11 protein-coding genes are annotated in these 18447 nt (G+C 72.1%); 1 reads left to right on the top strand and 10 read right to left on the bottom strand.

All coding sequences use genetic code 11. From position 1 onward, the window contains the following. Positions 1-99: 99 nt before the first annotated feature. Entirely contained in the window at positions 100-1245 is a 1146-nt protein-coding gene (locus AC0VYD_RS10615) for an ABC transporter substrate-binding protein (RefSeq protein WP_475479707.1), read from the bottom strand. Between the two features lie 368 nt (positions 1246-1613). Further along, positions 1614-2789, bottom strand: a complete 1176-nt coding sequence (locus tag AC0VYD_RS10610; protein WP_475480237.1) for an ROK family transcriptional regulator — start codon at positions 2787-2789, stop codon at positions 1614-1616. A gap of 112 nt (positions 2790-2901) precedes the next feature. Between AC0VYD_RS10610 and AC0VYD_RS10605 the strand changes: the two genes are divergently transcribed. Further along, positions 2902-3501, top strand: a complete 600-nt coding sequence (locus AC0VYD_RS10605) for a uridine kinase family protein (protein ID WP_475479706.1) — start codon at positions 2902-2904, stop codon at positions 3499-3501. A gap of 53 nt (positions 3502-3554) precedes the next feature. Here AC0VYD_RS10605 and AC0VYD_RS10600 read toward each other — a convergent pair whose 3' ends face one another. From AC0VYD_RS10600 to acnA, 8 genes are all read right to left on the bottom strand, one after another. After that, on the bottom strand, positions 3555-5708 hold the full coding sequence (locus AC0VYD_RS10600; RefSeq protein WP_475479705.1) for a serine/threonine-protein kinase: 2154 nt from the start codon (positions 5706-5708) through the stop codon (positions 3555-3557). A gap of 68 nt (positions 5709-5776) precedes the next feature. Next, positions 5777-8104 carry a serine/threonine protein kinase gene (locus tag AC0VYD_RS10595; protein ID WP_475479704.1) on the bottom strand — a complete coding sequence of 776 codons (2328 nt, stop codon included), beginning with the start codon at positions 8102-8104 and terminating at the stop codon, positions 5777-5779. Between the two features lie 130 nt (positions 8105-8234). Next, positions 8235-9542, bottom strand: coding sequence for a hypothetical protein (locus AC0VYD_RS10590; RefSeq protein ID WP_475479703.1), 1308 nt, complete (start codon positions 9540-9542; stop codon positions 8235-8237). Continuing rightward, positions 9532-11607 (bottom strand): hypothetical protein, encoded by a 2076-nt coding sequence (locus AC0VYD_RS10585; protein ID WP_475479702.1) that lies wholly within the window; start codon positions 11605-11607, stop codon positions 9532-9534. Before AC0VYD_RS10585 ends, AC0VYD_RS10590 begins: the two co-directional genes overlap by 11 nt. A gap of 56 nt (positions 11608-11663) precedes the next feature. Continuing rightward, positions 11664-12959 carry a hypothetical protein gene (locus tag AC0VYD_RS10580; protein ID WP_475479701.1) on the bottom strand — a complete coding sequence of 432 codons (1296 nt, stop codon included), beginning with the start codon at positions 12957-12959 and terminating at the stop codon, positions 11664-11666. Further along, complete coding sequence (locus tag AC0VYD_RS10575) at positions 12952-15009, bottom strand: hypothetical protein (RefSeq protein ID WP_475479700.1); 2058 nt, start codon at positions 15007-15009, stop codon at positions 12952-12954. The genes AC0VYD_RS10580 and AC0VYD_RS10575 overlap by 8 nt, the downstream gene beginning before the upstream one ends. A 73-nt stretch (positions 15010-15082) precedes the next feature. Continuing rightward, complete coding sequence (locus AC0VYD_RS10570) at positions 15083-15256, bottom strand: hypothetical protein (RefSeq protein WP_475479699.1); 174 nt, start codon at positions 15254-15256, stop codon at positions 15083-15085. Between the two features lie 187 nt (positions 15257-15443). Further along, complete coding sequence (gene acnA, locus AC0VYD_RS10565) at positions 15444-18170, bottom strand: aconitate hydratase AcnA (RefSeq protein ID WP_475479698.1); 2727 nt, start codon at positions 18168-18170, stop codon at positions 15444-15446. Positions 18171-18447: the final 277 nt, after the last annotated feature.

The following is an 18447-nucleotide window of genomic DNA, read 5'->3' as shown; positions in this document are numbered from 1 at the left end:
TTCTCGCCCCGGCGGGACGGGTCCGGTTGCTCCGTCCCAGGTGGGGCGTCGCACCCGGGCCGCCCCGACCGTGCGGGGCGGCCCGGGCACCGGACCTGGTTAGAGGGCTTCCTGGCAGAATTCGAAGTCGGCGTAGTCTTCGGTGCAGATCTCCTCGATGGTGTAGAAACCGTCGGAGACGACCGTGTCGCCGATGTTCTCCTCGGTGACCGCGACCGGGTCGAGCAGTACGGCGCTGACCGGCTCGCCGTCGGCGTCCTCGACCTCGGTGAGGGTGTGCTCACCGGCTTCGAAGTCCTCGCCGGTGGCGAGGGAGACGGCCATGGCGGCTGCGACCTGGGCCTCGGGGCGGATGGCCTTGTAGACGGTCATGTACTGCTCGCCGGAGACGATCCGCTGGATGCCGTGGAGTTCGGCGTCCTGACCGGTGACCGGGGGAAGCTCGTCCGCCGGGACACCGGCGCTGCGCAGGGCGGAGATGATGCCCGCCGCCATGCCGTCGTTGGCCGAGTACACGCCGATGATCTCGTCCAGGCCGAGGGAGGTGATGGCGCCCTCCATCTGGCTGTTGGCCTCGTCCGGCGACCAGTCGGGGGTGTCGAACTCCTGGCCGATCTCGACCTGGCCCTCGAAGATCTCGTGGGCGCCGGCCTTGAAGTCGCCGGCGTTGGGGTCGGTCGGGGAGCCGTTGATCATGACGATCTGGCCGTCGCCCGCGGTGCCCTCCTTTTCGAGGGCGGCCAGGAGCGCCTCGGCCTGGACCTGGCCGACCCGGAAGTTGTCGAAGGAGACGTACATGTCCACGCCGCCCTGGGCGAGGCGGTCGTAGGCCACGACGGGCACGCCCTGGCTGCTCGCCTCGTTGACGGTGCCGGCGGCGGCCTCGGAGTCGACCGCGCCGAGCACGAGCACGTCGACCCCGTCGGTCAGCATCGCCTGGGCCTGGGTCTGCTGCTCGTCGACGTCCTGGTCGGCGTTGGCGTAGGAGAGCTCGCAGTTGGGGCAGAGGTTCTCCAGCGCCTCCTCGAAGTAGGGGCGGTCGAAGGCCTCGTAACGGGCCGTCTGGAGTTCGGGGAGGAGGAGTCCGACGTGGAAGCCCTCCTCGAGGCTGTGCGTCTCGACCTCTTCGTCCGAACCGCTCGTGGTGAGCGAGCCGCAGGCGCTGGTGAACAGGGCCAACGCGGCGCTGGCGGCGGCGATACCGAAGACGGTTGAACGTCGGGAGTGGGGGCGTCTTGTGCTCAACGCGGGGGACCTCTCTTGCGGAACCGGTGCGGGTGGGAACTCGCGATTGATGATGTGAAGTAGAACCCCGGGGCCACCTTGCCGTCAACTCATGAACACATAACCGAAACATCACAAGTGTTAGCTTCATAACATGAAGTCATTAAAAGCGCAGGTCAGAGAGGTTTTCCGGGGGTGTGACCTACTGTCAACCACACGTGGTGCAAGCCCACGGATTCGCAGACAGGTGTCCGTCTGACGGGTGGGTACGACCTCCCGTGTCCGGCGTTCACCCCGGGTGGAGGGTGCGGGGACGGTTGACGGGCGCCACGAAGGGAGACCGGAGCTGACCGGGGCGGGCTGCCCGGGGCCGGGACGCGGCGCCGTGTTCAGCTCAGGTTGTGAGCGGCCGTGAGCAGCGCGCCACGGAGTGAGGCGTCCTCGCCCAGGGCGCTGGTCACCAGCTCGAGCTGGGCAAGGGCTCCGCCCAGGGTCCCCAGTTCCATCGCACGGCGCATGGGTTCCAGCAGCAGGTCACCGGCATCGGCCAGGTCTCCGCCCACCACCACCAGGTCCGGGTTGAACAGGTTGGCCGTGATCGCGGCGCCCTGGCCCAGGGCGGTTCCGGCCTCGGCGATGATCCGACGGCTCCCGGGATCCCCCCGCAGGGCGGAGGCGACCACCTCGTTCAGCCGGACCCGGTCCGTCCCCGGCCCCAGATCGTGGTTCCTGGGCAGCATGTTCAGCAGGTACCCGGTGCCGACGAAGGTCTCCAGGCAGCCGCGGTTACCGCAACGGCACACCTGCCCGCGTGAGTCGAGCCCGATGTGGCCGATTTCGCCGGCGGTACCGCCCGCCCCCCGGAAGAGCTGGCCGGACATGACGATGCCCGCGCCGATCCCCTCCCCCAGGACCAGCTGGATGACGTGCTCGGCCCCCTGGGCGGCGCCCAGCTTCCGTTCGGCCACCACCGCGAGATTGGCGTCGTTCTCGGCCAGCACAGGCAGGCCCAGCCTCTCCTCCAGCGCCGCGGCCGGACGGAAGTCCGACCAGCGGGGCAGACAGGAGATGGCGCCGACCGCACCGCTGCCGGGAGCGATCGGACCCGGCACCGAGGCCACCGCCGAGGCGACCGTGCCCAGGTCGATCCGGGCCCCCAGCAGCGCGGTCTCGGTCAACCAGGCGGCCCGGCGGACCGCACGGGCGGGATCGGCGGTGACCTCGTAGGCGATGGACTCGTGGGCGAGCATGTTGCCCTCGCTGTCACCGATCGCCACCCGAATCCGGTCGACGGCGAAGTCGATCGCCACCACCGTTCCCGGCGGGCGCAGGAGGGTGACGGCCCGGGCCCGGCGCCCGTTGGAGGAGGTGTTGCGGACCGACACGGTCCCGGCGGCACGCAGACCCCGCACGATGTTGGAGACGCTGGCCGCCGACAGTCCCGTGGCGCGGGCCAGTTCGGCCTGTGTCCGGGTGCCGTCGCGGCGGAGCACGTCCACGACGCGGCGCTCGTTGGCCTGCCGCAGCGCGGACTGGGATCCCGGGGTCGTGCCGGTCTCGGTCACCACACACCCCTTCGTCCTCGTTGCGCGCACTCTGGCGTTGTTTCGAGGAATGCTACAAGCAGTGAACGGAGCGCCGAACCCCGGACCCGGTACTGGGGCTAGGATCCGGAGCATGCCAAGGGACAGAACCGACCGGCGCGGGTGGGCGGACCGGGTGTCCGGGGTCGTACTGGGCACCCCTGGGCACGGGCCCCTCGTGCGGATCGTGGCGGTGGAGGGCCGTTCGGGCTCGGGGAAGAGCACGGTGGCCGAGGAGGTGCGCCGGGCCCTGGCCGACCGGGGCGAGCGGGTGGCCGTACTGACGATGGAGGACCTCTACCCCGGCTGGGACGGCCTGGCCGAGGCTCCGGTACTGCTGCGGGACCGGGTCCTGCTTCCGCTCTCCCGGGGGCGCGAGGCGTCCTGGTACCGGTACGACTGGGAGCGCGGCGGTTTCGGTACGCAGCGGGTGGGGCTGCCCGCCGACCTGGTCGGGGGCGGAGGCACCCTGATCGTGGAGGGGTGCGGTTCGGGTGCGGCGCCCGTGCGCGGCCTGGTGGACCTGTTGGTGTGGGTGGAGGCGCCCGGGCGGGTGCGGGCGGAGCGGCTCGACAGCCGCGACGACGCCGAGGCGTACGCCCCCCACCGTGCGCGCTGGGCCCGGCAGGAGGACTCCCTCTACGCCCGCGACCACCCACGGGACCGCGCCGACCTGCGCCTGGACAACTTCTGACGGACGGAACGGCCCGAGGAGGCCCGGCGGCGGAGGGCAGGCGCTCCGCGTGGTCAGTCGTGGTGCCGGGGAGGCTGGGAGCAGAGCTGCCGGGCCCCGGCCAGGTCGCGGTCCATCACCTGCAGGCCCTCCACCAGTTCGCGGCCCTGCACGGGGATGTTCCGCAGACGGGACTCCCTGGACGCCCGCAGGGCGTCGCTCCCGTGGCGCTGCGACCGCTGCACGGCCAGGACCACCCAGGCGAGGAAGGAGCCGGTGGAGGCCAGGAGGAACAGCATCCCGGCCCCGGAGCCCGGGGCTGCCGAGGCCAGGACGAAGGCGGCGACCAGGAGGGTGATCGCGGCCCGCCCCAGCACCACCTGCGCGCTCCGGTGCTCGTTCTGGGCGGCCACCGCCCCGGCGAGCATCCGGTGCTCCCGGTCCAGCACCTCCTTCTTCCGCTCCCAGACCCCGTGCTGCCGGGCGAGGGTGACGATGTGCGGAAGAGCCGCGTAGACCGCCGCCGCGTACCCGGCCCGGCGGGCACCCGAGGCGGACTCCACACGTGACCACAGGACCGAGGTCCACACCCGCACCCGGGGCAGGTCGCCGGGGTCCGGCGCCACCGCGAGTACCGGGTGCAGCAGGAAGGTCAGCACCAGGGCGGGGTCCGTCCTGCCCTCGAACCTCTGCCAGCCGACGAGGTTCTGGGCGAGCTCCCGGTGGAAGGACGCCCCCGTACGCTCCGCCGTCTCGATGTCCCGGGCCAGCTGACGCAGCTGTGCGCCGTCCCCGGCCCGGTGCTCGGCCATCTGGCGCAGCAGCCCCGGGCGGGCCAGCAGCATCAGCTCGTTGGCCTCGTGGCCGCCGGTGACGAGTGGGCGCGGGTCGCGGAACAACCGGCCCAGCCCCGCGACCGTCAGGTCGCGTCCCCGGAAACGGGGCGCCAGTTCCGGGGCGGCCTGGGCCACGAAGGAGGCCACCGCCATGTTCGCGTCCCGGACCTGCCTGCGGAACAGCGACCGGTCGACCCGGGTGTCGTTGATGTCGTTGATGACCCAGGAACCGAGCATGGCCCGCTCCGCGTGGTCCCCGAAGACCATGACCGCGTCCGACCAGTTCTCCTGCATGGCCGCGGCGAGCACCTCGATCCGGGTGAACCGGACCCCGGCGAAGTGGTACGGCGGCGCCTCCCCCGAGGGTGGCGGAGCGGCGGCGGAGGGCGTGCGGGCGCCGGGACCGGGCGGAGCGGGTTCCGGAGGCCGGTTCGGCGCGTACCCCGGCAGGTACCCCGGCGCGTGTCCCGGTTCGGGCCGGGAAGACGGGCGCGCGCCTCCCGCGACCTCGGTGCAGTGCAGCGTGGGCGGGGTTCGCGGCCCCTCCTCGACCCGGGTGGGCGCCACGGTCTCCACGGGTTCCGGCGAGGTGCCGGCCACCAGGTGGTGGAAGAGGGCCGCGGCGTCGGGGCGCCGTTTCGGATCCTTGTCCAGACAGGCGAGGACGACGTCCAGCAGCGGACCGGACAGATCACCGGTGTCGGGCTCCCCGGAGAGAACCCTGGCGATGCGCGAGGCCTGGGTGGGTCCGGGGAAGGCCTCCCGGCCGGTGGCGGCGAACACCATCACCGAAGCCCAGGAGAAGACGTCCACGGCCGAGGTCAGCCGCATCCCCTCCAACTGCTCGGGGGCCATGTACCCCACTGTCCCGACGATGCCGCTGGCCGTCACCGAGGTGGTCTCCACCGCGCGGGCGATCCCGAAGTCGATCACCCGGGGCCCGTCCTGGGCCAGCATGATGTTCTCCGGCTTCAGGTCCCGGTGCACCACCCCGGCGGCGTGGATGGCCGCCAGCGCGGTCGCGGTGGCGACCGCCAAGCGCTGGAGTTCGTCGCCCCGGCGGGGGCCGTGCTCGGCCACGGCGTGCTGGAGTGTGGGGCCGTCGATGTACTCGGTGGCGATCCACGGCTCGTCCGCCTCCGGGTCCGCGTCCAGGATCGCCGCGACGCAGAAACCGCTCACCCTCCGGGCCTGGTCCACCTCGGCGGCGAACCTGCGCCGCATGTCCTCGTCACCCGCCCAGCTGGCGTGCAGCAGCTTCACCGCGGCCCGGGTGCCGTCCCCGGACTCACCGAGGAACACCTCGCCGAAACCGCCCCGGCCCAGCGAACGCGACAGGCGGTAGGGGCCGACCGTGCGTCCGGGGGCGGCCGGGTCCGTGGTCTCGTCCACGAGCCCACCTTTCCTTGTTCTCTTGTCGGTCCGGTCCGGGAGGGGTCTGGCCGGAAGAACCCGCCGGGTCAGCCCGCGGTGATCCGCCGCGCCTGGGCCAGGTCGCCGCGGATGCGGTTCACGCCCGAGGTCAGCTGGGGCAGCTGGTGACCGGAGTTGCGCAACGCCATGACCCGCTGGCTCCTGCGCTTGGCGTCGCCGCACATCACCACGTTCGTGACGGCGCTGCCGAACGTACCGAGGAGCGCGAAGAGGCCCGCGTAGACCAGGAAGTTGCCGACGACGCTCGCCACGAGGGCCACGTCGCCCGCGTTCGCGGCCGCGTTCAGGACGAACCCGACGGGCAACGCGACGATGCCGTACCTGCACCGCCGGGTCCAGGCCGACAGGCGTTCCTGGAAGCGCACCTTCTCCTGGAGCGCCTCGTGTGTCCCGGACACCTCGGAGTAGCGCTCCTCCCAGTAACGGCGCTGCTGGGCCAGGGCCTGGACGGTGTTCATGGCCCCGTAGACCGCCGCGGCGTACCCGGCGCTGTCCGGGTGGGCGGCGTCGGTGACGCGCTGCCAGAGGATGTCCACCCACTCGGCCACCCCGGCGTCGCCTCCGCTGCCCGGCGGGGTCACGCGTTCGGGGTTAAGGAGGAAGGCGAGGACCAGTGCGGGGTTGACGTTGGGCCGGGTCGAGCGCCATCCGGCGAGTTCGCGGGAGAGGAGCTCGTGCAGGGCGGTCCCGGCGCGTTCGGCCCGGTACAGCTCCTCGGCGAGCCGCTGATGGGCGCCGGGCTCGGGGGCGTGGTGCGCGTTCACGGCGCTCAGCACCTCGGGGCGGGCCAGCAGCACGAGCTCGTTGGACATCGGTGCACCGGTGAGCAGCGGACGGGGGTCCGCGAACAGCTCCTTCAGCTCCGCCACCGACACGCCCCTGCCGCGGAAGATCGGTGGCAGGTCCGGGCGTACCTGGGCGACGAAGGAGGCCACGGCCAGGTTGGCGTCCCTGACCTCGCGTCGGAAGAGGGAGCGGTCGATCGTGGTGTCGCGCAGGTCGTCCATGATCCAGGCGCCCAGGGCCGCGCGTTCGGCGGGGTCGTTGAAGAGCTGGACGGCGGCGTTCCAGTTCTGCTGCAGGGCCTCGGCCAGGGACCCCGGGTCGACGAACCGGACCCCGGCGAAGTGGTAGGGGGGTACGCCGCCGGTGTGCCCGGGGGCAAAAGTGTGCGGCCCCGAGGCGTAGGAGCCGTAGCCGTGGTGGCCCGAACCGGACGGGTCCGGTCCGGGGGCGCCCTGTCCGTGGTGTCCGGAGGCGTGCGGCGCCGGCGTGGACGGTGCCTGCACCGGTGGGGCGAGGGGGGTCTCCTGCGGAGCGACCCGGGTGTAGGCGCGGGTGGGGTCGGCCTTGGCGGGCGGCGCGACCCGGGTGGGGTCGACGGGGACGACACCGGTGGGCGGGTGCTCGGCGACCCTGGTCCGGTCGACACCGATCCGGGTCCGGTCGTCGGCGCGGGGCTCCACCGAGGTGGCCTCGTGGTCGGGCGCGGGGGTCGTGGGCGCGTGCTCCCCGGTCCGGTTCGGTCCCCGGGTCGGCCCGCCGCCCGAGGGGGCGGCGATCAGCAGTCTCATGAGGGACTCGGCGTCGGGCCGTTCTCCGGGGTCCTTGTCCAGGCAGCCGCGGAGGGTGTCGGCGAACGGGCCCTCCAGTCCGCCCAGGTCGGGTGTGCCGCCCAGGATGCGGGCGATGCGCGAGGCCTGGGTGGGTCCGGGGAAGGCCTCCTGGCCGGTGGCGGCGAAGACCATCACCGAAGCCCAGGAGAAGACGTCCACGGCCGAGGTCAGCCGGGCGCCCTCCAGCTGCTCGGGGGCCATGTACCCGATCGTGCCGACCACACCGCTGGCGGTCACCGAGGTGGTCTCCACCGCGCGGGCGATCCCGAAGTCGATCACCCGGGGCCCGTCCTGGGCCAGCATGATGTTCTCCGGCTTCAGGTCCCGGTGCACCACACCGGCGGCGTGGATGGCCGCCAGCGCGGTCGCGGTACCCACCGCCAGGCGCTGGAGTTCCACTCCGGCGCGCGGTCCGTCCGTCTCGACGGAGGACTGGAGGGTGGGGCCGTCGATGTACTCGGTGGCGATCCACGGCCGGTCGGCGGTGGGGTCCGCGTCCAGGATCGCCGCGACGCAGAAACCGCTCACCTTGCGTGCCTGGTCCACCTCGGCGGCGAACCTGCGCCGCATGTCCTCGTCACCCGCCCAGCTGGCGTGCAGCAGCTTCACCGCGGCCCGAGTGCCGTCCCCGGACTCACCGAGGAACACCTCGCCGAAACCGCCCCGGCCCAGGGACCGCAACAGCCGGTACCCGCCGACCGTCCGGGGTTCCGCCTCCTGTTTCTGGGGGTCGTCCACAGCCCGCCCTGTCTCTAGTCCGTCGCAGTGCCCGAGCGCCCCGGACGGGGCGCCATGTCAGGGTGCCACAAGGAACTGACACCCGGTACGCGGAACCGGTTCCACCGTTTCGGGATCCGATGCCCGGCCGTTATCTCGTCCGCCCCGAGCGGTCGCCGCGCAGAACGCGCTCGACCAGGTCCTCACGCAGGGCACCGTAGCCGGTGGCCGCCCACACGCTCTCCTCGGCGGGCACCTCGAAGTAGGGCACCTCACTCCCCCGGTACCGGGCGGACAGCACGGTCGGGCGCTGCCGGTCCCGGACCGCCTTCGCGCACGGAGCGCACAGCGGCACCCTGATGTCGTTGCGCCCGCCGAACTCCCGCCACTTCGTCATCCTGGTGACGGTCCCGTGCAGCGGGTTCGCGTAGCAGTGCGAGCGCAGGGGCGCGGAGCGCTGGCGGTTGGCGGGCCGGGTCGCCCGGTCCAGGTGGTCCTCGGCCATGTCCAACAGCACCAGCACCCCGGCGATCTCCTCCAGGGCCCCGGTGTCGGGAAGCCGGTCGTAGACCCTGCGGGCCGCTGCGTGTGCGTCAAGAGCCCGGTGAAGGGCCTCCGCCGCACCGTCATCGCTGGTCGGAGCCGCCTGACTCAGCCGCTCACCGAGTTCGACCACCTCCTCACCCGCCCGGCGGGCCAGCTCCGCCCGACGCGCCCGGTTCGCGTTGTCGAACGCCGCGTGCTGGGCGAGCACGGGAACCGGCCGGGGCCTGCGCCAGCGGTAGAAGCCGAAACCGAGCCCCAGCAGGGCGAGAGCCGCCAGGACCCAGGGGAGCACCGCGAACAGCGTGTACGATCCCGGGCCGAGTGAGTACCTCCAGTCGAACGGGTCGCTCTCCTGCTGCTCCCTGGCGGTGTCGTAGATCCCCTCCGGGTCGTCGGAGAGCGCGATCTCCACTGCCCGCTCCAGGCGCTCCGCGGTCGGGGCGTCCCGGCCCAGCTCCATGGAGGCCGCCTCGTTGCCGTAGAAGGCGCGGATCGTGCGGTCGTCCCCCGTCTCGAAGTCGTGCCCGGACAGGGACCGCCCGTCCAGGACCAGGTAGTGCGCCTCGTCCGCGCCGCTCCTGTCGTGCACGGCGGAGACCATGAGGGAGGAGTCACCGTTCCAGTCGCCCCCCTCGATCATCGGGACGGCCACCACCCTCAGCGGCACCCCGGAGTCGTTGATGCTGTTCTCCACCCGCTGGACGAGGTCCTCGGGGAGGGCGCTGGCGTAGGAGGGGTCGACGTAGACGGGTGTCTCCTCCAGCGCCGCCGCCAGGCGCTCACTCGGCCCCTGGCCCTCCTCCTCGGTGTCGGCCCGGGCCACCTCCGGGGCGGCGGCGAGGAGGAGGACGGCCAGTGGTGTCACCGCGGCCGCGGCCCAACGGGTACGCGCGGTCCTGTGGTCAGTGAACATCGGATTCCTTCAGCAGATCTTCGGCCTTGAGTCGGCCCCTGGTCCCGTAGCCGGTGGTGACCCACCGCCGGTTCAGCTCCCCGTGCGGGACGCGGTCTCCCCCCGGAGCGGCGACCCGGAGTGTGCGCCGGTCGCGTTCGCTCTTCCCCAGCGCCGTGCAGGAGGCGCACAGGGACGGTCCGGGTCTCGTCCTCTGCCACACGGCCTGGCCGTGCAGGGGTCGGCCGGGGCCGGTCCCCTGCCGCACGGCCTGGCCGTGCAGGGGGTTGACCTCGCAGAGCTGAGCGTCGACCCCGGTCACGGCCTCGGGGTCGAGCCTGCGCACCGCCCGCTCCGCCAGCACGATCACCCCGACCAGGTCGAGTTCGTCCGGTTCCCCGGCCAGAACGGCCAGAGCCGTGTCGATCTCGCGCAGGGCCGCATCCCTGCCCGGGCGGTCCTGCGGTGCCGACTCCAACGCCCTGACCGCTCGGCGCACCGCACGGTCGGCGCGCGGGCGCAGAGCGCGTCCCGGCACGGCACTCAGGCGCGCCCTGACACGGAGCGCCAGCCCGGCCAGGGCGAGGAGCACCGCGGCCGTGAGCGGTCCGGCCAGGAACAGGGCCCCGGCGAACCGGCCGGAGAAGAACTCCTCCCACCGTGAGGGCTCGTAGGGCGGTTCGGTCCTCTCCTGCGCCCAGTCCGGTGTCTCCGGTTCCTGCCCTGGAGCCGCCGAGACGTCCCCGAGCCAGTCGAGCAGTTCGACCAACGCCTGGTCGACCGTCTGGTCGAACCGGTGCCCGGTCACGTCCCACAGGCCGTACGGGTCCTCGGTGAGGCCCTCGGCCTCGACACCGAACAGGGCCGCCCCCACCTTGGGAGAGTGCCCCTCGGTGTCGTGCACGACGACGAAGACGCCCTCCTCGTCCATGACGTGGTGGAGTGCGTGCGCGAGGACCTCCGGTTCCCCGCCGGACTCGTCGGTACGGCTCATCGGCAGCACCACGGTGTACACGGGGACATCGGCCCCGGCCACACGGTCCGCGGTTCCGTTCAGGTCCTGGACGCCCACCTGGGCCAGGGGGTCCACGTACAGGGGATCCTCGGCCAGTTCCTCGGCGATCCGCATGACCCGGACCGTGGAGGCGACGTAGGGGGCGACCTGCGGCGGGGTCGGCCCCCGCTGCTGTTGCTCCCAGGGCAGAGTCGCGGTGGACAGGTGGACCACGGAGGCGACCACCACGACCGCACCCGTCCCCAGGACGAGGACGCGGCCCACCCCGAGGGCCCGGTCACCGGGCAGGTCCCCGTGGTACCCCGCCTTCGCGGCGCGGCCCCGCCGACCGGCGCGGACCGCCCCCAGTAGCAGCCCCAGAGTCACCACCGTTCCGGCGACGCCCGCCGTGAGCTCGCCCAACTGGGCCGGTCCGGACCGGGTGTCCAGCCGCAGACCGCCGAGTTGGGCGTCCAGCCACCAGGTGATCGGTAGTGAGTCGCTCCAGCCCCGTTCGGCCCGTTCGGCGAGGTCGGGGGCGGTCAGGGTGTCCACGAAAACGCCCGCCATCTTGTGCAGCGGGGTGTAGCTGGTGAACGCCCGCTCCCTGGCGAGCACCCGCTGGGCCTCGGCCAGCGGCAGGTCCACCTGACGGGCCACCGCCTGGACCCGGGACTGCTGCGGCCGCAGGTGGACGTACAGGCCGGGCTCGCCCACACGGTCCTGCAACCCGGCCAGGAAGTCGTCGCTCGTGGTCGCGTAGTCCGGGACGCTGCTGGCCACGACGTAGTACGGCACGTCCAGCCGGCCGAAGGAGCCGTGCAGGCTCTGTTCCAGTTCCGACAGGCTGTAGTCCCCGGCGAGGGAGTCGTCGACGACGACCGCCGCGCCCTCGGGCTCCTCGGCGAGGAGCCCCGCGAAGTGCTCAGCGGGAGTGGGCTTGGGACTCTCGGGTTCCGCATGCGCGGGTCCGGCACCGGCGGCCGCCGAGCCGAGCAGCACCAGGGCTGCCAGCAGCGGCGCGGCCAGGTACGACGGCGCACGGCGGCCCGTTCGGGAGCGGTGACCCGCGAAGGGTCGGGAGGAGTCCATCGGAGCAACTTTCCTGGTGTTCTGTCTGGTGGCCTGACGGGGAGCGGCCGAACCGCTCAGCGGGTGCGTTCGCCCCGGTGCTCGCCGCGCAGGACGCGGTCGACCAGGTCCTCACGCAGGGCGCCGTAGCCGGTGGCCGCCCACACGCTCTCCTCGGCGGGCACCTCGTAGTAGGGCACCTCACTCCCCCGGTACCGGGCGGGCAGGACCCGCGGTCGGCCACGGCCCCGGACCGTCGAGGCGCACTCGGCGCACAGCGGTACCCGGACACTGCGGGTGCCGCCGAACTCGCGCCACTCGGTCAGCTTGGTGCCGGTGCCGTGCAGCGGGTTGGCGTAGCAGTGCACCCGCGGCTTCCCCGACCCGGACCGGCTGCGCGCGATGGCGTCCTCAGCCATGTCGAGCAGGACGAGCACACCGACCGCGTCGGGCAGGGTGGGTTCGGTGGCGGCCATGCGGTCATGGACCCTGGCCGCGGCGGCACGGGCGTCCAGCGCGTGCTGGAGGAGCCGGTTGCCCTCCTCTCCCCTGGGCGCAGCGCTGAGGCGGCCCAGGCGTTCGCCCAGTTCGACCAGGTCCGTCGCGCCCCGCTCGACCAGCCGGTCCAGTTCGGCGCGGTCGGCGTTGTCGAACCCGGCGTGCTGGGTGACGGCCAGCGCGGGCAGCGAGGGAACCCGGGCACGGCGGACACGCCAGGCGAGCCCGCCGACCAGGACGAGTGCCAGGGCTGCCACGGACGGCCACAGCCAGCCGGGGACACCCCCGCCACCCGCCTCGTCCGTGCTAGCGGGGGAGGGTTCCGGGGCCGACGCCACGTCTTCCCGCTCCTCCTCGTAGGCCGCTTCGGCGGCGAGGAAGGCGCCCTCGGGGTCGTCGGACAGGGCCGTCTCCACCGAGATCTCGACCACGGTGGCCAGGTCCCCCTTGAACTGCGTGGCGTAGGAGGAGGTGAGGGAGCCGTAGTGGGCGGGGCTGTCGTGGCCGGACCCGAAGTCCTGCCCGTACATGCCGCTGTTGTCGAAGACCAGGTAGTGGCCCTCTCCGCCGCCCATGCGGTCGTGGACGAGGGTGGCCAGGGTGTCGGACTCGCCGTCCCAGGTGTCCCCGTCGACCAGGGGCACCGCGATCACGTACAGGGGCAGGTCCGAGGCCTCGATGAGGGAGACGACCCCCTGCTGGGCTTCCTCGGTGAAGGCGCTGCCGTAGGCGGGGTCCACGTGGACCGGGGACGCGGCCAGGGCGTCGGCGATCGCCTGGGAGGCGTTCTCCTCCGGCTGTGCCGCGGCGGGGGACGCCGTCAGGAAGGCCAGGGCGAGCGCCGAAGCGGCGAGGAGGGTTAGGAGGCTACGCATCGCTCTTCTCCAGGATTCCGTTGACGAGGGCGCGCCCGGTCGATCCGTAGTTGGTGTGGACCCAGACCCGGTCCAGCTCCAGGTGCGGGACCCAGGCCCCGTCGATCCGCAGTTCCAGCACACGGCTGTCCCGCTTGTCGCCTGAGAGGTCGAAACAGGCGTCGCACAGCGGCCTGCGGCCCGGGAGGCGGTGGACACGGCCGCTCCTGCGCGCCTGTCCGTGCAGGGGGTCGACCGAGCAGACCGCCCGAGTGCCGTGTTCGACGTCCCCGGCGATGGCGGCCCGGGCCCGGTGCGCCAGGACCGTGACCCCGAGGAGGTCGAGCGCGTCGACGGGGCGGCGGAGCACGACCAGGGAGGCGTCGGCGTCGCGCATCGCCGACTCGGGGATCAGCGCGTCCTGGACCTCCTCCAGCTCCCGGACCATGGACCGGGTCTCGGCCAGGGCGAGCCTGCGCAGGGTGCGTGTGCTCATCCGTGTCCGTGGGCCGCCCGTGCTCTTGCGCACCGCACGCACGACGGAGACCACGATGAGGGCGGCTCCGAAGAGGATTCCGGAGAGCAGCGGTCCCACCGCCAGGAGGCAGGGGAGGAAGCCGTCACCGAAGAACCGTTCCGTCGGCGAGCCTGGGTCGTGCACGTAGTCGTCCGTGAACGGCGGTTCGGCGTCGGGCCGACCGGGGTCGGTGGGCACCTCCGCGAGCGCGGGCAGTGCCGCTTCGATGGCCTCGGCGGGGGTGGCCTCGGAGATCTCCCAGGCCACCATGCTCAGGGCGAAGGGGTCGATGCCCAGACCGGTGGACCCGGCGGCGACCTCGACCTGCCCCCCGGTTCCGGCGGTGGCGACCAGGTAGAGGGCCTCCCCCTCGGTGAGCTCGGACAGGGCGTAGGCCAGGACCTCGGGCACACCCGCGGACTCGTCGTTCTCGTCCATGGCCACGACCACGGCGCGGACCGGGAGCTCCGACTCCTCCAGCCGTTCGGCGGTGGCCGCGAGCCCGGTCCGGTCCATCGGGACCAGGGGGCCGACGTACAGGGGGGCGGACTCCGTCTCGGCGACCAGGCGCTCGACCCGGTCGGTACCGGTGACATAGGGCGGTTCGAAGCGGGCCTCGGCGGGATCTCGCACGAGCTCGGCGCCGTCGTCCTCCGTCGCGTTCACCGTGAGGGCGTAGGGCCCGGCGATGCTCAGCCCAGCCAGGACCAGGCCCGTGACGATCACCACGGGCACCTCGAAAGGGGCGGCGCGGTCCTCGTGGAGCCGCCACCAGATCAAGAACCCGGCCGAGGCGACCAGGAACCCCCCGGCCAGCCCGGACAGGGTGCCGAGGTTCTCCGCGCCCATGGAGCTGGCGGGGTCGGTCTCGTCGAGGAATCCCTCCCAGAGGGCGGTGAGCGACCCCGGTTCGGCCTCCGAGCCCTCCGCACCCGAGCCGTCCGGATCCGCCACGGGCGCGGCGCCCTGGAGACGTTCGACGATGACGGCGGCGACCGCGTCGACGGGGGTGCGGTGCTCGATCCTGGGATCGTCGTACAGCGCGCGCACGCTGTCGTCCACGGGCAGGTCGTAACCGCGGACCTGCGCCTCCTGCGTGTACGTGCCGGGGCGCAGGTGCACGTACAGGCCGTCCTGCCCGAGCCGGTCGATGACCGGGGTCAGGACGGAGTCGGTCCCCCACTCCTCCTTGTTGTCGGGGAAGGGGCTGACGATCACGTGGTAGGGGACGTCGAGGGCCGAGAAGAGTTCGTGCAGCTCCTCTTCCAGCTCGGCCACGTCGTACTGACCGGCCATGACCTCGTCGACGACCACGGCCGCGCCCTCGGGGCGCTCGGCGAGCTCCTCCGCGTAGTACTCGGCCGGGGTCAGGGAACCCTCGTAGGCCTCGATCGCCTCGGCTCCGGGCTCCGCCCACGCGGCCGGTGCTGCCGCGAACGGGGTCGCGAACACGGCGAAGAGGGCCGCGGCACCCAGCGTCAGGGCACGTCGGCGCAGTTCAGCCAACCACAGGGAGGGGCAGGGGTCGGGGGTCAGGGGCATGCGCACGAGCATATCCGGAGCTTTCGGCCAACCCAGAACCTGGGGAGTTCCCTCAGGTACCGGCTCCACACCTGGTCAGCTCGGATCAGCCGCGGTGCTCCCCGCGCAGCACCCGCTCCACGAGGTCGCTCCGGAGGGTGCCGAACCCCGTCGCCGCCAGCAGGAGGGGGTCGCGTGCCGTCCACGGTACGGCGAGGAAGGCCCAGGCCAGGGCCGCCAGTACCAGGAGGGGGACACGGGGGAAACGGAGCACGTTCACGAACACAGCGCCGAAAAGGCACCGAAACCTGTGCGCCGCCCCGCCTTGTTCAAAGCGCAACGAGGCGGTTGAGCGGCCGTGATGTCTACACGCACCCGGCGCACGAGAAGGGCCGCCACCGTCGGGTGGACGGTGGCGGCCCGTGAACCGCGCGGCGCACCTGTTGGGTGCGGAGCGGAGCTTGTGACTACTGCTTGGCGAGCAGCTGGCGCAGGACGAACTGCAGGATGCCGCCGTTGCGGTAGTAGTCGGCCTCACCCGGGGTGTCGATCCGCACCACGGCGTCGAACTCGACACCGGTGTCGGTGGTGACCTTCACCGTGGCGGGGATGCGGCCCTCGTTGAGCTCGGTCACACCGGTGATGGAGAAGGTCTCCTCGCCGGTCAGGCCGAGCGAGTCGGCGGACTGGCCCTCCGGGAACTGCAGCGGGAGGACGCCCATGCCGATCAGGTTGGAGCGGTGGATGCGCTCGTAGGACTCGGTGATGACCGCGCGCACGCCCAGCAGGCGGGTGCCCTTGGCCGCCCAGTCACGCGAGGAACCGGAGCCGTACTCCTTGCCGCCCAGGACGACCAGCGGAGTGCCCTGCTCGGCGTAGTTCTGCGCGGCGTCGTAGATGAACGACACCGGCGCGTCCGGCTGGGTGAAGTCGCGGGTGTAGCCGCCCTCGGTGCCCGGCGCGATCTGGTTGCGCAGGCGGATGTTGGCGAACGTACCGCGGATCATCACCTCGTGGTTGCCGCGACGGGAACCGTAGGAGTTGAAGTCGCGCCGCTCCACGCCGTTGGCCTTGAGGTAGTCGGCCGCCGGGGTGCCCGGCTTGATGGCGCTGGCCGGGGAGATGTGGTCGGTGGTGACCGAGTCGCCCAGCTTGGCCAGGACGCGGGCACCGGAGATGTCGGTGACCGGGTCCGGGTTCTGGCCCATGCCGTCGAAGTACGGGGGCTTGCGGACGTAGGTCGACTCGCCCTCCCACTCGAAGGTGTTGCCGGTCGGCGTGGGCAGCTCGCGCCAGCGGTCGTCACCGGCGAACACGTCCGAGTACGCGGACTCGTACATGTCGGAGGCGATCGCGGAGTCCATGACCTCCTGGATCTCCTCGGCGGTGGGCCAGATGTCGGCCAGGTAGACGGGCTTGCCGTCGTTGCCGACGCCCAGGGGCTCGGTGGTGATGTCGACGTCCATCGACCCGGCCAGCGCGTAGGCGACCACCAGCGGCGGCGAGGCCAGGTAGTTCATCTTCACGTCCGGGTTGATCCGGCCCTCGAAGTTGCGGTTGCCGGACAGGACCGCGGAGACCGCGAGGTCGTTGTCCTGGACCGCCTTCGAGATCTCCTCGGGCAGCGGGCCCGAGTTGCCGATGCAGGTGGTGCAGCCGTAGCCGACCAGGTTGAAGCCCAGCTTGTCCAGGTACGGGGTCAGGCCGGAACGCTCGTAGTAGTCGGTGACGACCTTGGAGCCCGGGGCCATGGAGGTCTTGACCCACGGCTTGCGGGACAGGCCCTTGTCGACCGCCTTCTTGGCCAGCAGGGCGGCGCCCAGCATGACCGAGGGGTTCGAGGTGTTGGTGCACGAGGTGATCGCGGCGATCACGACGGCGCCGTGGTCGATCTCGGTCTCGGTGCCGTCGGCCATGGTGACCTGGACCGACTTGTGCGGGCGCGCGCCGTTCGCGGACTGGGCCGGGGCGTCGGAGGCCGGGAAGGACTCGTCGCCCGCCTCGTCCACCTCGTCGTCGACGTAGTTGCTGACGTCGTGGCGCCAGGTCGTCTTGGCCTCGGACAGCGCGATGCGGTCCTGCGGGCGCTTGGGGCCGGCGATGGACGGGACGACCTCGGCGAGGTCGAGCTCCAGGTACTCGGAGAACTCGGGCTCGACGGCCGGGTCGTGCCAGAAGCCGTTGGCCTTGGCGTAGGCCTCGGTCAGCGCGACCTGCTGCTCGGAGCGGCCGGTCAGACGCATGTACCGGATGGTCTCGTCGTCGACCGGGAAGATCGCGGCGGTGGAGCCGAACTCCGGGCTCATGTTGCCGATGGTGGCGCGGTTGGCCAGCGGCACCGAGGAGACGCCCTCGCCGTAGAACTCGACGAACTTGCCGACCACACCGTGCTTGCGCAGCTTCTCGGTGATGGTGAGCACGAGGTCGGTCGCGGTGGTGCCGGGCTTGAGCTGACCGGTGAGCTTGAAGCCGACCACGCGCGGGATGAGCATGGAGATCGGCTGGCCGAGCATGGCCGCCTCGGCCTCGATGCCGCCGACGCCCCAGCCCAGGATGCCCAGGCCGTTCTGCATGGTGGTGTGCGAGTCCGTGCCGACACAGGTGTCGGGGTAGGCCTGGCCCTTGCGGTCCATCGTGACCCGCGCGAGGTGCTCGATGTTGGCCTGGTGCACGATGCCGGTGCCGGGCGGGACGACCTTGAACTCGTCGAAGGCGGTCTGGCCCCAGCGCAGGAACTTGTAGCGCTCGTAGTTGCGCTCGTACTCGATCTCGACGTTGCGCTCGAAGGCGTCGGGGCTCCCGAAGAGGTCGACGACGACGGAGTGGTCGATCACCAGCTCGGCGGGGGCGAGCGGGTTGATCTGGTCCGGGTCGCCGCCCATGTCGCGGACGGCCTCGCGCATGGTGGCGAGGTCGACGACGCACGGGACGCCGGTGAAGTCCTGCATGATCACCCGCGCGGGGGTGAACTGGATCTCCTGGTTGGGCTGCGCCTTGGCGTCCCAGTTGCCCAGGGCCGTGATGTGCTCGGCGGTGACGTTCTTGCCGTCCTCGGTGCGCAGGAGGTTCTCCAGCAGCACCTTCAGGCTGTAGGGAAGACGGTTGTAGCCCTTGACGGCGTCCAACCGGAAGATCTCATACGACTCGTCGCCAACGCGCAACGTGTCACGGGCGCCGAAGCTGTTCGCGGACACGGTGTCTGCCTCCTGATATCGCCACTTTGTCCCCAGCATCCTGCCCCATGGGGTGGATGCGGGACCTACTGAGGCCGCCCTAACCGGTTCGCCGGGTCGCGGGGGGCACACGTGCGGGCCCCCGCCGCCTCAGTGAACCTTCAAGGCCGCTTTCACCTGCGACGACGCCACATCGTCACGGGTTGCGCGACCCACTGGCCGCGGACGCCCACGGGTTCTGGGTCCGACGTCGAAAAGCGGTCGACCTCACACGCCCGAACCGGGGGCGGGCCGGGGG

The organism is Nocardiopsis sp. iso_40 (assembly GCF_056173285.1).
Note: the sequence above shows the minus strand (reverse complement) of the source record. Positions and strands in the feature narration are given on the sequence as shown.

What these genes read in the sequence shown, in the direction of transcription:
- AC0VYD_RS10605 (WP_475479706.1), top strand. Translation starts at nt 2,902, where the DNA reads ATGCCAAGGGACAGAACCGACCGGCGCGGGTGGGCGGACCGGGTGTCC.
- AC0VYD_RS10590 (WP_475479703.1), bottom strand. Translation starts at nt 9,542, where the DNA reads ATGTTCACTGACCACAGGACCGCGCGTACCCGTTGGGCCGCGGCCGCG.
- AC0VYD_RS10585 (WP_475479702.1), bottom strand. Translation starts at nt 11,607, where the DNA reads ATGGACTCCTCCCGACCCTTCGCGGGTCACCGCTCCCGAACGGGCCGC.
- AC0VYD_RS10580 (WP_475479701.1), bottom strand. Translation starts at nt 12,959, where the DNA reads ATGCGTAGCCTCCTAACCCTCCTCGCCGCTTCGGCGCTCGCCCTGGCC.
- AC0VYD_RS10575 (WP_475479700.1), bottom strand. Translation starts at nt 15,009, where the DNA reads ATGCTCGTGCGCATGCCCCTGACCCCCGACCCCTGCCCCTCCCTGTGG.